The 17485-nt window shown below is 49.4% G+C and carries 23 protein-coding genes; 10 read left to right on the top strand and 13 right to left on the bottom strand.

Going from position 1 to position 17485, the window contains the following annotated elements; genetic code table 11:
• The 3 genes from CUN67_RS25225 to CUN67_RS25215 form a co-directional block, all read right to left on the bottom strand.
• The coding region (locus tag CUN67_RS25225; protein WP_368389669.1) for a LysE family transporter at window positions 1-213 on the bottom strand (213 nt) is incomplete at its 3' end.
• A 156-nt stretch (window positions 214-369) separates the two neighbouring features.
• Window positions 370-1620, bottom strand: a complete 1251-nt coding sequence (locus CUN67_RS25220; protein ID WP_208718219.1) for an APC family permease — start codon at window positions 1618-1620, stop codon at window positions 370-372.
• Window positions 1621-1720: 100 nt separating this feature from the next.
• A complete protein-coding gene (locus CUN67_RS25215; protein ID WP_208718218.1) occupies window positions 1721-2590 on the bottom strand; it encodes an alpha/beta fold hydrolase in 870 nt (289 codons plus the stop codon).
• A 288-nt stretch (window positions 2591-2878) separates the two neighbouring features.
• On the opposite strand from CUN67_RS25215, the gene CUN67_RS25210 reads away from it, so the two are divergent.
• Entirely contained in the window at window positions 2879-3469 is a 591-nt protein-coding gene (locus tag CUN67_RS25210) for a CGNR zinc finger domain-containing protein (protein WP_208718217.1), read from the top strand.
• A gap of 37 nt (window positions 3470-3506) precedes the next feature.
• Here the strand turns inward: CUN67_RS25210 and CUN67_RS25205 are convergent, their stop codons facing one another.
• The gene (locus CUN67_RS25205; protein ID WP_208718216.1) at window positions 3507-4409 is read right to left on the bottom strand and encodes a LysR family transcriptional regulator; all 903 of its coding nucleotides are present in this window, start codon (window positions 4407-4409) and stop codon (window positions 3507-3509) included.
• A gap of 146 nt (window positions 4410-4555) precedes the next feature.
• Here CUN67_RS25205 and CUN67_RS25200 point away from each other — a divergent pair, with 146 nt between their 5' ends.
• The gene (locus CUN67_RS25200; RefSeq protein WP_208718215.1) at window positions 4556-5497 is read left to right on the top strand and encodes an aromatic alcohol reductase; all 942 of its coding nucleotides are present in this window, start codon (window positions 4556-4558) and stop codon (window positions 5495-5497) included.
• Between the two features lie 73 nt (window positions 5498-5570).
• On the opposite strand, the gene CUN67_RS25195 is transcribed toward CUN67_RS25200, so the two are convergent.
• Window positions 5571-5771, bottom strand: coding sequence for a tautomerase family protein (locus CUN67_RS25195; protein WP_208718214.1), 201 nt, complete (start codon window positions 5769-5771; stop codon window positions 5571-5573).
• 47 nt (window positions 5772-5818) lie between these two features.
• On the bottom strand, window positions 5819-6532 hold the full coding sequence (locus CUN67_RS25190; RefSeq protein ID WP_208718213.1) for an SDR family NAD(P)-dependent oxidoreductase: 714 nt from the start codon (window positions 6530-6532) through the stop codon (window positions 5819-5821).
• Between the two features lie 167 nt (window positions 6533-6699).
• Here CUN67_RS25190 and CUN67_RS25185 point away from each other — a divergent pair, with 167 nt between their 5' ends.
• Complete coding sequence (locus tag CUN67_RS25185; RefSeq protein WP_208718212.1) at window positions 6700-7620, top strand: LysR family transcriptional regulator; 921 nt, start codon at window positions 6700-6702, stop codon at window positions 7618-7620.
• Between the two features lie 184 nt (window positions 7621-7804).
• On the opposite strand, the gene CUN67_RS25180 is transcribed toward CUN67_RS25185, so the two are convergent.
• Window positions 7805-8383 (bottom strand): hypothetical protein, encoded by a 579-nt coding sequence (locus CUN67_RS25180; protein ID WP_208718211.1) that lies wholly within the window; start codon window positions 8381-8383, stop codon window positions 7805-7807.
• A 197-nt stretch (window positions 8384-8580) separates the two neighbouring features.
• On the opposite strand from CUN67_RS25180, the gene CUN67_RS25175 reads away from it, so the two are divergent.
• Window positions 8581-9048, top strand: a complete 468-nt coding sequence (locus CUN67_RS25175; RefSeq protein WP_208718210.1) for a GNAT family N-acetyltransferase — start codon at window positions 8581-8583, stop codon at window positions 9046-9048.
• A gap of 178 nt (window positions 9049-9226) precedes the next feature.
• Here CUN67_RS25175 and CUN67_RS25170 read toward each other — a convergent pair whose 3' ends face one another.
• Together CUN67_RS25170 and yajD are read right to left on the bottom strand one after the other, a co-directional pair.
• Window positions 9227-9670 (bottom strand): NUDIX hydrolase, encoded by a 444-nt coding sequence (locus CUN67_RS25170; protein WP_208718209.1) that lies wholly within the window; start codon window positions 9668-9670, stop codon window positions 9227-9229.
• 123 nt (window positions 9671-9793) lie between these two features.
• Window positions 9794-10141: a YajD family HNH nuclease gene (yajD, locus tag CUN67_RS25165; protein ID WP_208718208.1), complete on the bottom strand. Its 348-nt coding sequence runs from the start codon at window positions 10139-10141 to the stop codon at window positions 9794-9796.
• 326 nt (window positions 10142-10467) lie between these two features.
• Between yajD and CUN67_RS25160 the strand changes: the two genes are divergently transcribed.
• From CUN67_RS25160 to CUN67_RS25150, 3 genes are read left to right on the top strand one after another with little or no spacing between them, the layout of a single operon-like run.
• Window positions 10468-10791: an antibiotic biosynthesis monooxygenase family protein gene (locus CUN67_RS25160; protein ID WP_208718207.1), complete on the top strand. Its 324-nt coding sequence runs from the start codon at window positions 10468-10470 to the stop codon at window positions 10789-10791.
• Window positions 10784-11176 carry an amino acid-binding protein gene (locus tag CUN67_RS25155; RefSeq protein ID WP_208718206.1) on the top strand — a complete coding sequence of 131 codons (393 nt, stop codon included), beginning with the start codon at window positions 10784-10786 and terminating at the stop codon, window positions 11174-11176. The genes CUN67_RS25160 and CUN67_RS25155 overlap by 8 nt, the downstream gene beginning before the upstream one ends.
• The gene (locus tag CUN67_RS25150) at window positions 11173-11883 is read left to right on the top strand and encodes an ArsR/SmtB family transcription factor (RefSeq protein ID WP_208718205.1); all 711 of its coding nucleotides are present in this window, start codon (window positions 11173-11175) and stop codon (window positions 11881-11883) included. Before CUN67_RS25155 ends, CUN67_RS25150 begins: the two co-directional genes overlap by 4 nt.
• A 136-nt stretch (window positions 11884-12019) precedes the next feature.
• Here the strand turns inward: CUN67_RS25150 and CUN67_RS25145 are convergent, their stop codons facing one another.
• Window positions 12020-12877 (bottom strand): MBL fold metallo-hydrolase, encoded by an 858-nt coding sequence (locus CUN67_RS25145; RefSeq protein ID WP_208718204.1) that lies wholly within the window; start codon window positions 12875-12877, stop codon window positions 12020-12022.
• Between the two features lie 95 nt (window positions 12878-12972).
• Here CUN67_RS25145 and CUN67_RS25140 point away from each other — a divergent pair, with 95 nt between their 5' ends.
• A complete protein-coding gene (locus tag CUN67_RS25140) occupies window positions 12973-13368 on the top strand; it encodes a winged helix-turn-helix transcriptional regulator (protein ID WP_208718203.1) in 396 nt (131 codons plus the stop codon).
• A gap of 194 nt (window positions 13369-13562) precedes the next feature.
• Here CUN67_RS25140 and namA read toward each other — a convergent pair whose 3' ends face one another.
• Window positions 13563-14687 carry an NADPH dehydrogenase NamA gene (gene namA, locus CUN67_RS25135; RefSeq protein WP_208718202.1) on the bottom strand — a complete coding sequence of 375 codons (1125 nt, stop codon included), beginning with the start codon at window positions 14685-14687 and terminating at the stop codon, window positions 13563-13565.
• Between the two features lie 67 nt (window positions 14688-14754).
• On the opposite strand from namA, the gene CUN67_RS25130 reads away from it, so the two are divergent.
• On the top strand, window positions 14755-15153 hold the full coding sequence (locus CUN67_RS25130; protein WP_208718201.1) for a winged helix-turn-helix transcriptional regulator: 399 nt from the start codon (window positions 14755-14757) through the stop codon (window positions 15151-15153).
• A gap of 43 nt (window positions 15154-15196) precedes the next feature.
• Here CUN67_RS25130 and CUN67_RS25125 read toward each other — a convergent pair whose 3' ends face one another.
• A complete protein-coding gene (locus CUN67_RS25125; RefSeq protein ID WP_208718200.1) occupies window positions 15197-16084 on the bottom strand; it encodes a LysR substrate-binding domain-containing protein in 888 nt (295 codons plus the stop codon).
• A gap of 129 nt (window positions 16085-16213) precedes the next feature.
• On the opposite strand from CUN67_RS25125, the gene CUN67_RS25120 reads away from it, so the two are divergent.
• Window positions 16214-16981 (top strand): alpha/beta fold hydrolase, encoded by a 768-nt coding sequence (locus CUN67_RS25120; protein ID WP_208718199.1) that lies wholly within the window; start codon window positions 16214-16216, stop codon window positions 16979-16981.
• 198 nt (window positions 16982-17179) lie between these two features.
• Here the strand turns inward: CUN67_RS25120 and CUN67_RS25115 are convergent.
• A partial coding sequence (locus CUN67_RS25115; RefSeq protein WP_208718198.1) for a LysE family translocator occupies window positions 17180-17485 on the bottom strand: 306 nt, incomplete at its 5' end.

Genomic DNA, 17485 nt, shown 5'->3' with positions numbered 1-17485 from the left:
CATCTCTGAAACCGCCAGAAGAGCGCCAAGACCTAACGCGACCAGCGCGCCCCATACAAAACAGCCAGCATCAATGCCAAGCGCAGCGTGAAAAGCCTTTTTGCCGCCCTCAGCACAAGCGGTGCGCAGAATAAGTGCCGTATCGAGGCCGGGAGTCAGGGTAAGTAACAGTGCTGCGAGAGAGAATGCGAGGAGGGAATCGTTAACAGTCATTTTCTTTGTCCGAAAGAGCAGATGCTAATCATTTAGTTCCGTGCAATCAATCCAATAAATACTACTTTTTAAAGGTCCGCTTCTCGCTCATAGCTGCCATTCAGAACTCACCATCCACTTACCATATCTTCAGAATAATGTTGCGGGCTAAGAGTGTCATCGTACGCATTTCTGCAGATTAAACCGTCGATATAAAACAGCGATCAGAGCCATTCCTAACGGCCATAACAACGACAGTCCGGCAAACATCATCAGGACAACACAACACGTCCCGCCAACCAGGGACATAAAGCGCCTTTTCCCGGTGAGCAACCGGTAACCGGCACCCAATCCGATAACATAGGTCGCGATTCCAAGAGCGTTAGGAACAGACAACAGATCTTCGACTCCCCAGTCAAATAACCAGGAGACGCCCAGCCCGATAAACGCAAATATACCCACACACAGCACCGCGTTCACTGGCACGCCGTTCTTGTCCAGCTTGCCCAGAAAACGGGGAAATGCACCATCGCGGGCAAGAGCATATCCAAGACGTGAAGCCCCCGCGATGTATGCGTTGGACGTACCCAGCGCTACCACCAGAGCAATAATTGCAGCAACCTGTCCCGCACCAATACCCATCGCCCCCGAAAGCAGACGTGCGACAGCCGTGCGATTCAGTTCAGGTGTACCGTAAGTGCCTGTCCCAATGACCGCAGCAGCAATAGCGACATAAAGGATCGTGACAACGCCAACACTCCACAGGGTCGCCCGGCGCATATCACGTTCAGGATCGACGAACTCTTCAGCAAGATGGGAAATAACTTCCCAGCCAAAGAATGCATAGAAGATAAATACAGAAGCCTGTCCTATCGACATCCAGCCGTCAGGCATAAAAGGCGACCAGTGCCGGGTGATGTCCGGAACAGCTGCCCCACTGGCAAAAACCAGCATCAGCACAACAGCTGAGCTCAGAAACAGAGCTATGCTCCCGCTTGCCCGAAGCCCCCGGATATTCGCACTGACAGTTATCATCAGAATAAATGCAGCTATCAGGTACGTTCCGCCCCGGCTAATTCCAGGATAGTTTGCCGCATAATAGGCACCGGTAAGCGGAATGATGATCTCCCCGGTAGCAGCCGCAAAGAAATAGAACCAGCCAACAACAGCGGCAATATCTTCATTAAAAGCATTGCCAGCATATGTCGCCACACCACCTGCATCCGGAAATTTTCCCGCCAGAGATGCGAAGGTAAGTGCAAGGGGGATACCAAGTAAAGAGACGATACACCACGAGATGATTGATGCAGGTCCGGCAATATCCGCCGCACTGCCGGGTAAAACGAGGACACCCGCCCCAATAACGGCCCCCACATAAAGTGCAATGGCCTGCGGAAGCTTGATGCTGCGTTTGAGCTGGTTCGTCATCAACAGTTACCCCTTAAATGCTAATACTGGCAAGGAACCGGAAAGGCTGAATGGAACGGAGCGATGCCGGGGCAGACACTCCGTTATCCGTTCATACATGTCAGATAAAAATTTCGCGAATGCGAATGGCGATATGCCCCACATGCGTCTCCAGAGCAAAATGCCCGGTATCCAGCAGTTCCACGACAGCATTCGGATTATCGCGTTTAAATGCTTCCGCTCCTGGCGGGATGAAGAACGGGTCGTGTTCCCCCCATATAATCAGTGCCGGAATTTTCGTTTCACGGAAAAAAGACTGGAATGCCGGGTACAGTTTCAGATTGCTGGCATAATCAAGGAACAGATCCAACTGAATATCCTTGTTGCCCGGTCGTTCAAGCAGCAGGGCATCCAGTTGATAAGATTCGGGCGCAACGCTATCAGGATTTTTTACTCCGTGTACATACTGCCATTTAGTTCCTTCAAGATGGAGAATAGCGTCATGTATTGTCTGACGATTCTCTGCCGATGCATCCGCCCAGTACGCACGAATCGGAGCCCATGCATCCCCCAGCCCTTCCAGATATGCATTACCGTTCTGTGAAATCAGGCCAGTGACACGTTGCGGATAGTGCAGTGCCAGTCGCAAACCGGTGGGAGCACCGTAATCAAACACATACATGGCAAATTTTTCCAGCTTCACAGCATCCACGAAATCGATCATGGTTTTTGCCAGAGCATCAAACGTGTAGACATATTGCCGTCCGGCAGGGACCTCAGTGAAACCAAAACCCGGTAAATCAGGTGCGATAATATGAAACTTATCGGCCAGTAATGGGATCAGTTCTCTGAACTGATGTGACGAGCTCGGGAAACCATGCAGTAACAGCAAATCCGGATTCGCGGGGTTTCCGGCCTCGCGGTAAAAAACATTTACACCATCTGCCTCAGCATATTGGTAACGGACAGGAAAGTGGACGTTGATAGACATATCATCACCTCATTGCGTAACTGTTGAAAGATTGATTTAGTGGTTACTTCTGTGTTTGATTATGCCCACCCCATGTAACCTGTAAAGATTATTTTTAGAGGTTACATGGAGCGAGAAAGATAAACACCCTGAGCTGATGATGTTTATTCATTTAAAATCAATTTGTTATAAACTCCTCCACCGGCACCACTAAAAATGTGTCAAAACATTACACGCCTTGTAACTATTAAAATAGGTATTTATGGGTTACGATTTTGCCATGATTAGCAGACTGCTGAGGATTTTAAGATGGCAACTGACACCCCTGGTAATACCGGTCCGTGGTTTATCGCTGAACAGACAGCACTGGATTTCATTAATACCGTCGCGATGACGGATAAAGGGGCGCACGATTTTTTTCAGACGGATGAGGATGTTTATCAGTGGTTATTGCACGCGGGAGTCACTGTTTCTGCTGAAAAACTTTCCGGAGAAACCGGCGAACTGTTAAACGAAGCGCGAAACTTACGTGAGCTGATACGTCTACTGGTTGAAGAAAAGAAAAAAGGCAATGCCATTTCTCCTGAGCACCTCAACGATTATCTTCGTCACGTAATAAGTTATCCTCGCCTGATATCTGAAGATGATGGTGCTTTACGGGTGACGCGTTGTTTCCCGATCACTTCCGCATCACAGGCTATGGGGATCCTTGCGGAACACGCGGCGGATTTACTGGCAACCGGAAACTTTGAATATATTCGTCAATGTGAGCATCCGGACTGTTCCCTCTGGTTCTACGACAGAACCAAGTCGCATCGCCGCCGCTGGTGCAGCATGGCGCTGTGTGGTAACAGAGCGAAGATAGCCAGATTCCGGCAGAACCATGTGGATAAAAAGTGATCCTGTCCCGCTATCTGCGGGGGAAATTATCTCTGCTTTACTTTGACACGGAAGGCTTCAGAACGGACTGGCTCCAGTTATAAAATGCCCTTATCGCTGGCGACACATAGCGGCTCTGCGGATAGATCAGCGATAGCGGCATATCAAACGAGTAGTCTGCCAGGCAGGTGACGAGCTCTCCCCGGTTGACGAAGGGTGCGGCAAGATAACTGGCCACGCGAATTAAACCAACACCCTGGATTCCGGCCTGAATATAGGCATCGGTATCATCAACCACGAAGACCTCCTTCATACGAAGGACATGTTCGTTCCCGGCATGAGTAAAAAACCATTCTGTAGTTCGTCCGGTCCGGTGATTCAGAAAACCCACCGCCCGATGATTCTCCAGATCTTCCAGATCGGCGGGTTCACCATACTTTTCGAGATAATCCGGTGAGGCGAGAACGGACCAGCGGAAACGGGTGAGAGGACGAGCGACCAGCGTAACGGAGTCAGCTACGTTGCCAGTCCTGATAACACAGTCATACCCCTCCTGAATCAAATCCACCACGTTGTCACCAGAACATAGCACCAGCTCAATCTCAGGATACTGCTGCAGAAATTCAGTAATTTTCGGTAAAAAATAATGCCGGGCAAGCGACTGCGGCATCCCGACCTTAAAACGCCCTCTGGGTTGCCCGCTGCGGCCGGGAAAAGAGGACTCAAGCGCGGCAATCTCACTAAGTATTTTTCTGGATTCTTCAAAATAACCCTGCCCATCAGCGGTCACACTGAGCTTTCGAGTTGTCCGCTGGAGCAACTGCAGACCCAGATAGGCTTCCAGCTCCTTGATAACCCTGGAAACAGTGGAGCGCGGCAGCCCCAGTACTTCAGCCGTTCTGGCAAAACTCTGCGTCTCCACCACATGAACATATACCCGCATTGATTCCAGTTTATCCATGTTCCCTCTGTCAGAAGTGACGCTATGATTATGCCATTATCACGAACAGTCTAACCTGTCCCGGCAGACTTATCGAACGCAGACCTCAGCAGTAAACTTTCCCCCCACTATAGCGGAATCGCTGTTTAACCCGTTGGGGAACTGAAATGAAAGAACATATCAGCCAGCATGCAGAGAATGTATTGGTGCTTGGGGCAGGACAACTGGGGGCTGCAATGCTGGACGCCCTTATCCCTGCCGTCAGCAGCAGAAATGGCAACGTCACCGTCATTGTTTCACCCGCATCAATAGACGGTGAAGGGAACCTGCTTTCTGAAAGACATCAGAAATACCAGACTGCCGGTGCACGGTTTATTGCCGCCGACGTCGCCGCTGGCACCGTAGAATCACTGACGACTGTTTTTAAACCCTTTGACACCGTGATCAATTGCCTGGGCTTTGTCTCAGGTGCGGGCACACAACTGAAGATTACGCATGCCGTACTCAAAGCCGGGATAAAGCGTTACTTCCCCTGGCAGTTTGGTGTGAATTATGACGTGGTGGGTAAAGGCAGCGGGCAACCGGTATGGGATGAACAGTATGAGGTCAGGGATGTTTTGCGTGGACAACATGCGACTGAATGGGTCATCGTTTCAACGGGGATGTTCACCAGCTTTCTCTTTGAGCCAGCATTTGATGTCGTCAACCTGACGCAAAAGACTATCAATGCACTGGGCGGGTGGGAGACACAGGTTACGGTGACCTCTCCCGCCGACATTGGCCGTCTTACCACCGCAATTTATCTCCATCAGCCGCGGATTGTTAATGAAGTCGTTTTCGTTGCCGGGGAGACTCTGTCATATGGCAGGCTGGCAGATATTGTGGAAAGTGTCACCGCAACGCCCTATGCCAGAAAAGTATTTACATTACCGCAACTGCAAAAGGAACTGAGTCTCGCTCCGGATGATCAAATGCTGCGTTATCGCACCGCTTTCGCGCGGGGAGAAGGTGTCTGGTGGCCGATGAGGCACACTTATAATGCTCAAAATAATATTCTTACTCAGGATGTAAAAATCTGGTTGAAAAATCACATCTCCGCCAGTAATTAATCACTCAACAGGCGAACACCTGGATATTAAAAAATTATAAAAACAAGGGGCTGATTATCAGCCCCTTACTCAGTTACGCTTTTTTTCGATGTTCGGACGCTGTCTGCCCCGCATAACCCCAGTTATCTGTATCGATTTCTTCAATAACAATATGGGTTAATTCAGGCTGCTTACCGAGCACCCGCTGAAGCGAGTCGGTCATCTCTTTAATTAATTGTGACTTTTGCTCACGGGTCGTCCCATCACGGGTAATCCTGACACTGACAAATGGCATATATGGCTCCTCTTTATTTCATCACATTCTGTAATGACACAATCCAATTACCAATGACCTGCGGATTGCCCGCCATCTACATGCAGGATCTCTCCGGTAATGAAGGACGATTTCTCCAGAAACATGACTGCATCAACGATGTCCTGAATTGCTCCCATACGGCCCAGCGGATGAAGTGCTGCGAGTGCTGCATGAGTTTCCTCTGGATGCATCGGTGTTTTAATGACCCCTGGAGAAACAGCATTGACACGAACACCTTTCCCCGCATACTCAATGGCCAGCGAGCGCGTCGCAGCGTTCAGCCCGCCCTTCGTCAGCGAAGCCAGTACGCTCGGCACACCATTAATGGGTTGTTCAGCCAGTGTCGTGGTAATCTGCACGATATGACCCGACTGCTGATTTTCCATTAACTCGACAGCACGCTGAGTAATATGGAAGAAGCCCGCCAGATTAGTTGCGATATTTTTTTCCCAGTCACTGCTGTTAAACTGAGTAAAAGGTTTTGCCATAAAGATACCCGCATTATTGATCAGCGTATCTACCCGTCCAAAATTACTGAGCGCAGTCTGAATAATATTATCTGCGGTCGAAGCATCAGAAATATCCCCGGCTACAGTGGCAATATTATCATCGCCTGAGGGTTTAATTGAGCGGGAGGTCGCAACGACACGGTATCCTGCATTACGGTAAGCCTTAACCAGTTCAGCCCCCATACCCTGTGATGCACCAGTGATGACGGCAACCTTTGTAGAGTTTTTCATAAATATAGTTCCTGAATTAATGAGATTAATATAATAAATCGACAAATGGGTTCAGACATTGCAGAAACATCTTGATGCCTGAATCTGGAAGAAACTATATTGGAACAAACCGGGGTGAAAAAGTCGGATCACCGAATTTCAGTTTATACATGGTGTAATTAATCGAAATGAAAAGACACTTTGACGATATTCTGCTGGGAAGCATCGAGTTATTCTGCCTGGCTGCAGAATGCGGCAGTTTTACCGCTGCTGCACAGGAAGCGGGTATCACACCGGCGGCAGTCAGCCGTTCGGTTTCCCGTCTGGAAGAACGTCTCGGTGTGAGACTTTTCACCCGAACAACGCGGAATATAAACCTGACTGCTGCCGGGAAAAGCTACTATCACCAGAGTCATCAGGCACTCCAGCAACTGCTGGAGGCCGAACGGGATGTCATGGGGAAACAGAACGTACCGTCAGGAACGCTGAGGATTAGCCTGCCCACGACCTATGGACATTACCGGATACTCCCTTTACTGCCCCTGTTCAGGGAAAAGTTCCCGGACGTTAAAGTCGATATTCATCTGAGCAACCGTAATGTTGATTTTGTCAGCGAAGGTTATGACATCGCCATACGCGTCAGGGCGCAGCCAGATTCAACTCTGATAGCCAGACCGCTTGAAGATGCAAAGATGGTGGTGGTTGCATCGCCCGCCTACCTTGCCAGGTTTCCGGAACCACAAACGCTGGATGAGCTTACCCAACACGAATGTATCCAGTTTGAATTACCGAGTAATGGCCGTAATATCCCCTGGATTTTTTTCGACCAAGGCAAAGAACGGGAGATGCTGACAAAGGGGAGCTATTGCTGCTCGGATGATGTACTGGGTGGGGTCACGCTGGCGCTGAATGGTGCGGGGGTTTTCCAGACCTATCATTTCATCGCTGAAAGATACCTCCATGAAGGCAGCCTGAAAGAAATTCTCCCTCAATACCGGGGGCGCTCCCGACCTTATACGCTACTGTATCCCCTGAACCGTCATTTGCCGCTAAGGGTAAAAGTCTTTATTGATTTTTTAATGACTCAACGCCAGAAATGGCAATGCTGATGGCTCAGTAATGTTTAAGAGTGGTGGTTATGACGCCCAGACTGTCAGTATTGTTTAAAGGTCCTGACCTGCTCCCCGTTAATTAATGCATCGCGTATGTAAGTAAAACCTATCCGCAGAGAGAATAATTACGAACTTTCGCTTTTCGCTCAAAGCAGACTTTGCCTGGCACCCGCCCCTATTATCAAATACTGGACTGAACAGCCATAAGCGTCCTTTTTCGAATCCATCCACTGCCTGCCCGTATTGCCAGCCAGTAAGCAGTCATTTTCAGCTGAGTAGCTCGATCCGGACAGAAAATGAACGTTTCAGTTCGCAACTCATATTGCCCTTCTTTTATTTCCGTCACCCGATAGCGCAGTAAGAGTTTTGCGTTACCTGGCGCGACTGGCGTCAGATAAGCGTCAGTATCCGGGACATTTTCCAGGCCAAAATCTGCTCGCCAGAATTGTCCGCGCAGACCGTAGCAGAGCTCCGATTCTGACTTTTCCAAAAGAATAAAACTGTTCAGGCCAAAGCTGTTAACTGCCCCGGCTTGTTTATTGCGTCGAAATTTTTGCGGAATTTGTCGCACAGACATCAATAATCGGATGACGGCGTCCTGCTGAATATCGAATTCTGCGACTAACGGCAGGATTTTTTCAGGCGAGTGCGTCTTAATGACGGTCTGGTGTTTTTCATGGAACTGAAACTGTGGCAAAAAAATGGGGATGTCCTGCCATTGAGCAAGTGCTCTACTGGTAACAAATCCAGGGTTCAGCATATGACCTCCTTGTTGTCTTTCAATCCCAGCCAGACTAACAGATGCCTTATAGCAAACAAGAATCTGTCCAGAATCCTGTGAATTCTGGCAGCGTTTACGCCAATAGGGCTGATACTGGTTGTAGAGGAAAAAGCCAATACAATTTTCCATCAAATGATAAGGTTAGGTTTCCCTAAACCTTATAAGCAGGAGCGAACGTGAGTATTTCAGAGAAACACGAATGGCATAAGGATAACTACCTGGTTAGTACAGACAGGGAAAAACTGGACGTGCAGGCTATCCATCGCTATCTGACGAGATCCACCTGGGCTAAAGGTATTAATCTGGCTATTGTCAGCGCATCAATTGAAAACAGCCTTAACTTTGGTGTTTATCATGGCGAAGCCCAGATAGGTTTTGCTCGTCTGATAACTGATTATGCTACGTTCGCTTACCTTTGCGATGTCTATATTCTTGAAGAATTTCAGGGAGAGGGACTCGGAAAATGGGTGATGGAATGCATACATAATCATCCTGTGTTTGAGCAGCTACGCAGGATCATGTTATTCACAACAACAGCCCCCTGGCTTTATGAAAAATTTGGCTACGAGCCTGTTAACCGGGAAAACTATGCATGGACCATCACCCGGCCTGATATTTATACCAATATAAAAAAGCCTGGTTGAACTACGATCATATTCAGTTCCACACTGGCTTAGTGACTCCTGAATTTGCAACGTCCTCCTTGATTAAGGATAGCGTTGCATCGACCCGTTGAACTCACAGCTCAATGCGGACAATACCGGTTTCGCACCCACATGCGTCGTTAAAGGCATTAAAATCTGTAAATGGATCGGGGCGTGTCTACTCGCCTGCAAGTATCCCGATGATCAAATCATGTGGAAATATCGTTTCGTTGGTATGTCGGAGTTCCTCTAACGTCCACCAGTAGTGATCCTGAATGACTCTCTTTTCATTATCACTCCACCTTGAATAATCGATATCTGTTTTATCCACGAGAATGATAAAGAAACGCTCGTCAGCAAGAACGGTTTCCCCATTTGGCAGCATCATGGTGAAGGTTCGGGATGCGACTGACTCTCCAGCTGAATGTCTCTGCAGTCCGGTCTCTTCCTGCAATTCGCGCAAGGCCGCCTGCTCAAAGGATTCATTGGGTTCAAGCCCCCCGCCCGGTGTCGCCCAATATGAACTGCCATTTAAAGCATCATTTTTATGGCAAAACTTAAACAGCAGGACATGATTTGCAGGGGTAAGCACTATCAACCGGGATGATGGACGAGTGCGCATAAAACCTCCCTGTAATACGACCTAAAACTGGTTTATAAACCACCGCCTGAATCGCCCAGATAGATGACGTCTATTGTGGTTTTCTCTGCCTGTCGCCTTCAGACAGAATAAGCATCACTACTATCATTTCTTTTTATTGAGTAACGACTTTAAATCGGCAAAGGGGTTATAGGTTGCTACACCAACATCTTTTTGCGCATCCTCCCCCGCCACAACGGTTGTGCCGTACTGGTCAGCTTCAGTGTACTTCGAGTGTTCGTGGTCATGGCAATAAAGGCACAATAACTCCCAGTTACTGCCATCCTCCGGATTGTTGGTATGGTCGTGATCGATATGGTGGACCGTTAATTCGCGTAGATTGGAGTAAACAAACTCCCGCGAGCAGCGCCCGCATACCCACGGATAGATTTTCAATGCTTTCTCACGGTAGCCACTTTCCAGTCGTGAGTAGTTTTTGGGGATCAGAGCCATTGCCGGTGTTACCTGCGATAAAGAGATAATTTTACATGAATTTCAGGCAGACTAATCTGCTTAACAGCGGACTTCAGGTGACATACTGAGTTCGCTCCCCGCTCTTAGCTGGCTGAAGGCCATACCGTCTGCCCGCGTGCCAAAAGCGGGAATTGGGTATGAATCAATTATAATTCATACCGTCCCATAGCTGCACCCCCGAACATTCTGTTCATCTCCCGTTATCACTTCTCCGTCCTGACGCAGCATGCATACTTCGGTGCTGGCCGAAGCATCATGCTTTCGCTGGCAATAGACTGGCCGGGAATTAACAACGGAGCAAACTCATGATTGCGGTACTTTTTGAGGCAGACGCCCTGCCAGAGGCACAGGAAAGATATCTTCAGATTGCTTCTGAACTGAAGCCTTTATTGTCAGATACGCCAGGATTTATCTCTATTGAGCGATTCCAGAGTCTGAATACGCCCGGGAAAATCCTTTCTTTATCATGGTGGAAAGATGAGGAGTCAGTGGCCGGATGGAAGCGAAATGTTATGCATCAGGCAGCACAGCAAGAAGGTAAGCAGTCAATTTTTTCATTCTACAGAATACGCGTTGCCAGCGTATTCCGTGATTACTCTTCTGATAAGGAAACAACTCAACATGTATGACATTCACGTTATTCTCAGCAATACCCCGGGATCGCTTGGCGTACTTGGCAGTGTGCTGGGTAAACACGGAGTGGGACTTGAAGGAGGCGGAGTATTTTCAACGCCTGAAGCAGGCCACGCGCATTTCCTTGTCGAAGACGGCGAAAAAGCACGCAGAGTTCTGATTGATGCAGGCTTTGACGTCCTCAGCGTGAGAAGCCCTTTGATTAGAAAATTGCCTCAGGAACGCCCCGGCGAGCTGGGAGAAATCGCTGACACCCTGGCACAGCATGGCATTAATATTCTGGTACAATACAGCGACCACAGTAACCGCCTCATCCTGGTTACGGATGATGATACCCGGGCAGCTGACGTAACCCAAAAATGGGCCATAACTTCTGCATGAGCCTCCTGAAACCTCAACGCGACTGTGAGCCAGATGATGTTCTTGAAACATCCATGGCTATGGTTGCTACTGCCATATCTGACCCGTCAAGGGTCAGTATTCTGTGCGCCCTGATGGATGGACGCGCATGGACAGCGACTGAACTCAGCGCAGTCGCTGGCATTGCCGCATCCACAACCAGTGGACATCTCAGCCGTCTTCTCAGCAACGGGCTGGTTATTTGTCTGACGCAGGGGCGTCACCGTTATTACAGCCTTGCCGGACAGCATATCGCCGGACTGCTGGAAAACCTGATGGGAGTTTCCATGCGCACTCATACGGCTCCCCCATCCAGTACGCCGGTTAATCTTCGTTATGCGCGCACCTGCTATGACCATCTGGCAGGCGAGCTTGCTGTGAATATCTATGAATTTATGCTGAGGGAAAAGTGGCTTGAAGCGGAGGGTTCCGGGCTGACGCCAGCCGGCAAAAACCATTTTGAGAAACTTGGCGTCGTGCTCAATTCACGTCCCCGCCGCAAGGCCTGTTGCCCCTGCCTGGACTGGAGTGAAAGACGCTACCATCTGGGCGGTGATGCTGGTTCAGCACTGCTGACGCTCTTTCTGCAGGAAAAATGGCTAGCCCGCATACCGGGATATCGCGAAGTGAACGTAACTGACAGGGGCAGGATTGTCATGGGGCGTCTGTTTGATTTGCATCTGGCCTGAGATAAATATTGTATAGCTGTCTCGTGCCAACAGCGGACGTAATGTCACTGCATCTCGTTACACCGTCCTGAGATGAAGAGCATAATCCAACAAAAAATCCCTGGCATTACGCAGGGATTGAAAGGTGGTATACCGCTTAAAACGCTGCCGGGGTGTGACGTAGGGTCAGTGGCCAATCGCCAGGCCATACATATTTATCTTTCAGAATACGCGCGCTGTATTCCAAACATATTTTGATCGGCAAACCTGGGTAAATCCTTTCCATGGCCGCTTTAAGAGCCTCTGCATCGGCAGCGGCGGGCAACTGTTTGAAGAAGTCATTAATATACTGGCGAGTAAAGCCAATAGCCGACGGGCTCAAGGTCAGAGCAGGTAATGAAGAATGACCTGGGATCACCACGGCAGGCTCAAGGGCTTCCAGCTTATCTAAGGTTTCAAGCCACTGGTTAACGTGTTCAGGTGAACGCATATCCGCTACCCAGACGTGGCAGTCAGAAAAGACCAGGTCCGAGGCTACCAGGGTACGAGTCGAAGGGATCCACAGGGCGGCAATATCCACACAATCCCCGCGCAGAATGCCCAGAATATTAATCGGCTGCCCTTCCAGATAGATAACCTCATCTTCCAATCGGGTGACGTCAAACTTAATATTTGCCCCGTTGCTTTTGAGGATGGTGTTACCCCAATAATCAATCTTAAAGTCGTAGGCTTGGTTAATATCGTCAGCCGCTTCTTTATAAGCGACAACTTTTGCGTTGGGATATACAGATTTAATTACTTCAAGTCCGAGGTAATGATCTGGATGGAGGTGTGTCAGATAAATAATTTTCAGATCGCGCTTTAATTCCATCAAATCAGCTACCAATCGGTGAGCATTAGACAAGGTAAATTGCGCATCGACTAATATTGCATCAGTATCACCATAAATAATCGTTGAGGTTACGCCGAATCCATCGTTTTTATCACTACTGAGGAAAACTTTAGTATTAATCATATTAGTACCTTATAAACACCGGTTGCTTGACAGGGGCTAATAATAAATCTTTAATTAGGCATGTAAAGTAGGTACCTAATAGAAAGGAAGTTACCGTGAAGAAACCTGACCCAGCCATAACCCATTCATTTTCAATTACAAACGATGAAAACAGCCCACAAAAACTTTTATTCGAAAGACTAGAAAATAAATGGTTTTTGATGATCCTGGCCGATTTATTCCACGAAGATTTCCGCTTCAATAGCTTGCTAAAAGCCCATCATGGCCTGTCGCAAAAGATGTTGTCTCAAACCCTAAAAAATCTCGAAGAAGATGGCTTAATTGACCGTAAAGTCAACAGTAATAAAATCCCCGTTGAAGTGCTCTACAGCATTACAACCTTTGGCCGTAGTCTGATAGAGATCACCATTCCCTTATTTGAATGGTCCAACCAAAATGTCATTAAGCTCCATAGCGCCCGAAAAAAATACGCAAAAAAATATCAAGAATAAGCGGGGATACTGCCAGTTAGTTAATAAGCCCCGCACTCAGATCGATCGACTACAGCGCTCCAGGTTAGTCGACATAAAAAAGCCCCTGAACGAAGAATTCAGGAGCAAAAAGATGTAATGCTCGATTATAGTTTTAACGGAATAAAAGGTTCACATCTGATGCAGGGTCATTTTTACATCCCCCGCAAAAAATTTTAATTTTCTACGGTGCTCTCTGGCGCAACTGCCGGGAGACGCGGCTGCGAGCGCTGCCAGCCGGAACCGTAGCGAGTGTACTGTGCCGGCACGGGCATCACCACGTTCAGATCGTCCGCAGCGGTTCGCGCCCAGAATGGATCTTTAAGCATGTCCCGCCCGACAAATACGATATCTGCGCGGCTGTTCTGCACAATTTCTTCCGCCTGACGGCCCGTCTCAATCAGGCCAACTGCACCGGTTTTTATCTCCAGCTCCCGGCGTAGCATCTCAGCCGCCGGCACTTGATATCCAGGATAAGTATTTACCTGCACCATCGCGATACCACCACTTGAGCAGTCAATCAGGTCGATGCCCTGGTCTTTCATCCACCTGCCGTAAATCAGGAAGTCTTCCGGACGGTTTCCACCTTCAAGATAGTCGGTAGATGAAATGCGAAGGAACAGCGGGCCTTTCCACTCGCTGCGAACCACATCAATCACCTCGCGCACAATGCGGTAGCGATTTTCATAGCTGCCGCCGTATTCGTCGGTACGCTTGTTGGCAAGCGGAGACAGGAACTGATTCAGCAGATAGCCGTGCGCGCAGTGAATCTCTATCACGTCAAAACCGGCTTCACGCGCGCGCCGTGCGCCGTGGCGAAACGCCTCAACAACTTCCCTGATCTGTTCAACGGTCACTGCCTGCGGCACGCGGGACTCAGCGGTAAATGGAATGGCCGATGGTGCGATGGATGGCTGATGGCTGATTCCCAACTGGCGACCCGCATGACCAATCTGCGCGCCGGCTTTGGCGCCGAATCGATGGATAGCCGCCGTGACGCGCTGCAGGCCCTCAACGTGGCTGTCATCCCAGATACCAATGTCTCCCGGTCCGATCGGACCGTTTGGCAATACGGCCGCAGTTTCCAGCATGATCAGGCCAGCGCCGCCGAGTGCGCGCGAGCCGTAATGAATAATGTGAAAGTCGTTGATGTCACCGTCGTCAGACGCGGAGTGCATGCACATCGGCGACATGGCGATACGGTTACGGAATTCAACGCCGTTGATGGTAATGGGTTCAAAAGTAAAGCTGACATTTCTTCTCCAAAAAGTGTTTCGTATTTGACATGCTGAAAGTACCATATGATTAAATTGTGTTTATACGCTAAAAAAATGCATATACTTACCAAAAGGTAACTATGGGTCGATAATGAAAAAATTACGCAACTATGATTCTGCTCCCGGGTGCTCAATGGAAGCCGCTCTTCATATCATGGGCGGCAAATGGAAAGGCGTTATCCTCTACCACCTGTTCAAGGACGGGACGCTGCGTTTCAGCGAACTTCAGCGTTTCCTGACCAGCATCAACCAGCGCCTGCTGACCAAGCAGCTGCGTGAGCTGGAAGAGGATGGGCTCATCGTGAGGCAGGTGTATCCCGTCGTGCCGCCAAAAGTGGAGTATTCGCTTAGCGACGAGGGCCGGGAGTTGAATAAACTGGTGCTGGATCTGAGTATCTGGGGAAGGCAGTGGCTGGAAAGGCGCGGGATGAAAACAGCAGTTGAAGAAGATCTGGATGAGCTGAAGCAAATCCTAGGCGACGGTAAGTAGCGCGCTATTTCACGACAATCCGTTGCGGTGAACAGACCCCCCTTTAGCTTTCACCAAAACGGCTGATGCAGAAATCCAGGAAGCTGCGCAGTTTCGGCGTCATACGTCTGTCCTGGGCGTACAGTACGTGCACGGGGCGTCCAATCGGCTCAAAGTCAGGCAACAGCCTGGTGAGGCGACCAGCCTCAATGTCTGCGCTCAGCAGCTGAAGGGGCTGCAGGATAATTCCCAGCCCCGCCAGCGCAGCTTCACGCAACGCCTCACTGTTATCCGTTTTAAACCGCCCGGCTACCTGAACGTTATGCTGCCCCACCGGCCCCGTGAATCTCCATTCGGTGCGCATCGTCGTGTGGGTAAAAATCAGGCACTGATGCCGCGATAACTCCTCAGGTACTTTCAGCGCGGGGGCCGTCTCAAGGTATGAGGGTGCTGCGCACATCACCATTCTGTAAGGCTTAAGGCGACGAGCGATAAGCTGGCTGTCAGGCAACTCGCCGGTTCTGAAAACGGCATCAAACCTTTCCTCCACTAAATCCACTGTCCGATTGGACAGGCACAGCTCCAGTGAAATTTCCGGGTTCTGCCTGAGATATCCAGGTAACTCTGCCGCCAGTAACTGGCTGCCAAAGGTAATTGGCGCACTAATCCTGAGATTCCCTTTAGGCATAGCCCGGGTTTCTGCTATGAGCGCTTCTGCTTCATCAACCTCTGCCAGGATCACGCGGGCGCTTTCGTAGAAAGTTCTTCCGCCATCGGTCAGGCTCTGGCTTCGCGTCGTGCGGCTGATGAGCTGTATTCCCAGGCTCTGCTCAAGCGCGCGCAACTGCTTACCTGTCAGCTGGGAGGACTGCCCCAGCTCATCTGCCGCCGATGAAATCGACCCCGCCTCCACAATCCGGATGAAAGTATGCATGCAGGTCAGCCGATCCATTTGATCCTCTTTGTTTCATGTGTTAGGTATTAACGACAATTTATCACGATATGTTTTTAATGTACTTTCTCTCACCGTTTCCGGCAATAAACCGGTTTTTATTCTGAAAGCATAAAATGAGGTGTCATCATGAAAAACGTATCCCTGTCTTTATTAATGGCGGCCACAATGAGCTGCTCGGCAATGGCCGCAACCCCGGGTGATTCATCCAAAAAACCAACGGTTGTTCTGGTACACGGTGCTTTTGCGGACGGTTCTGCATGGAATAAGGTTATTCCCCTGCTTGAGGCTCAAGGGCTTGATGTGGTTGCCGTTCAGGATCCGCTCACCACGCTTTCTGATGATGTCGCTACAACACGTCGTGCGCTGGCGCAGGTTAAAGGCCCGATTGTTTTAGTCGGCCATTCATATGGCGGCGCGGTGATTACTGAAGCTGGCGCAAACAATGAAAACGTTAAGGCTCTGGTCTACGTAGCGGCATTCGCGCCATCGGTGGGAGAAACCGTCAGCGATTTAACCAAAAATTACCCAACTTCTTCTGGCTTCAGCCACATTGATGCCGACGAAGCTGGCTTTCTGAAGCTGAGCCGTGAGGGGGTTGCAAAGCATCTGGCTCAGGATGTATCGGCTGAACAGGCAGCACTGATGTACGCGACGCAGAAACCTACCAACGGGGCAGTATTCGGCGAGAAAATCACTGATGCCGCCTGGGTTAACAAGCCATCGTGGTATATCGTTAGCATGCAGGATCACATGCTGAATACCGATCTGCAGAAGGCTATGGCAACCAAAATCCATGCGAACGTGACCACTCTTAACGCCAGCCATGCGCCGCATATTTCACAGCCGGATGCGGTGGCAAACGTCATTCTGCTTGCGGTCAATGCTGTAAAATAATCCGGTGAGTTAGTTGGCAAGCAACCCTGTCATCGATGAACATCAGGAAGCTGCGAAAGCAGCTTCCTTCATTCCTGACCAGCCGGAAATCACTGTTCTGAACCTTTCATAAGGTCTGTTTTTCGCTCAAAGCGACCTCAACCTCTCATGATTCTGGCCGCTAAGTGTCAGAAGCGGACGTCTACAGCCAACCCAAGGCTATCTCGTGCTCATCGCAAGTTTAGCCGCGAAGCATAAAAATAAGCCCCCAGTTGTTCTGTCCATCACCTGGACAACGCGACTTTTCTTCAATACAGCTGACGCAAAATGCGTGGATAAAATGAGTGTGACCGACCATATAGTCCCGATCGTTACGTGGATGCTGACCAGGATAAAAGTCCATATTAAAGGAGAGTGACCGGCAGGTATGAACTGTGGCAAAAAAGAGACATAGAAAATGCCCATTTTGGGATTGAGCACATTCCCCAGCATTCCTCTGATAAACCAGTTCCCCTGAGAACCGTT

The sequence above is a fragment of the Pantoea cypripedii genome, assembly GCF_011395035.1.
Classification (GTDB): domain Bacteria; phylum Pseudomonadota; class Gammaproteobacteria; order Enterobacterales; family Enterobacteriaceae; genus Pantoea; species Pantoea cypripedii_A.
Note: the sequence above shows the minus strand (reverse complement) of the source record. Positions and strands in the feature narration are given on the sequence as shown.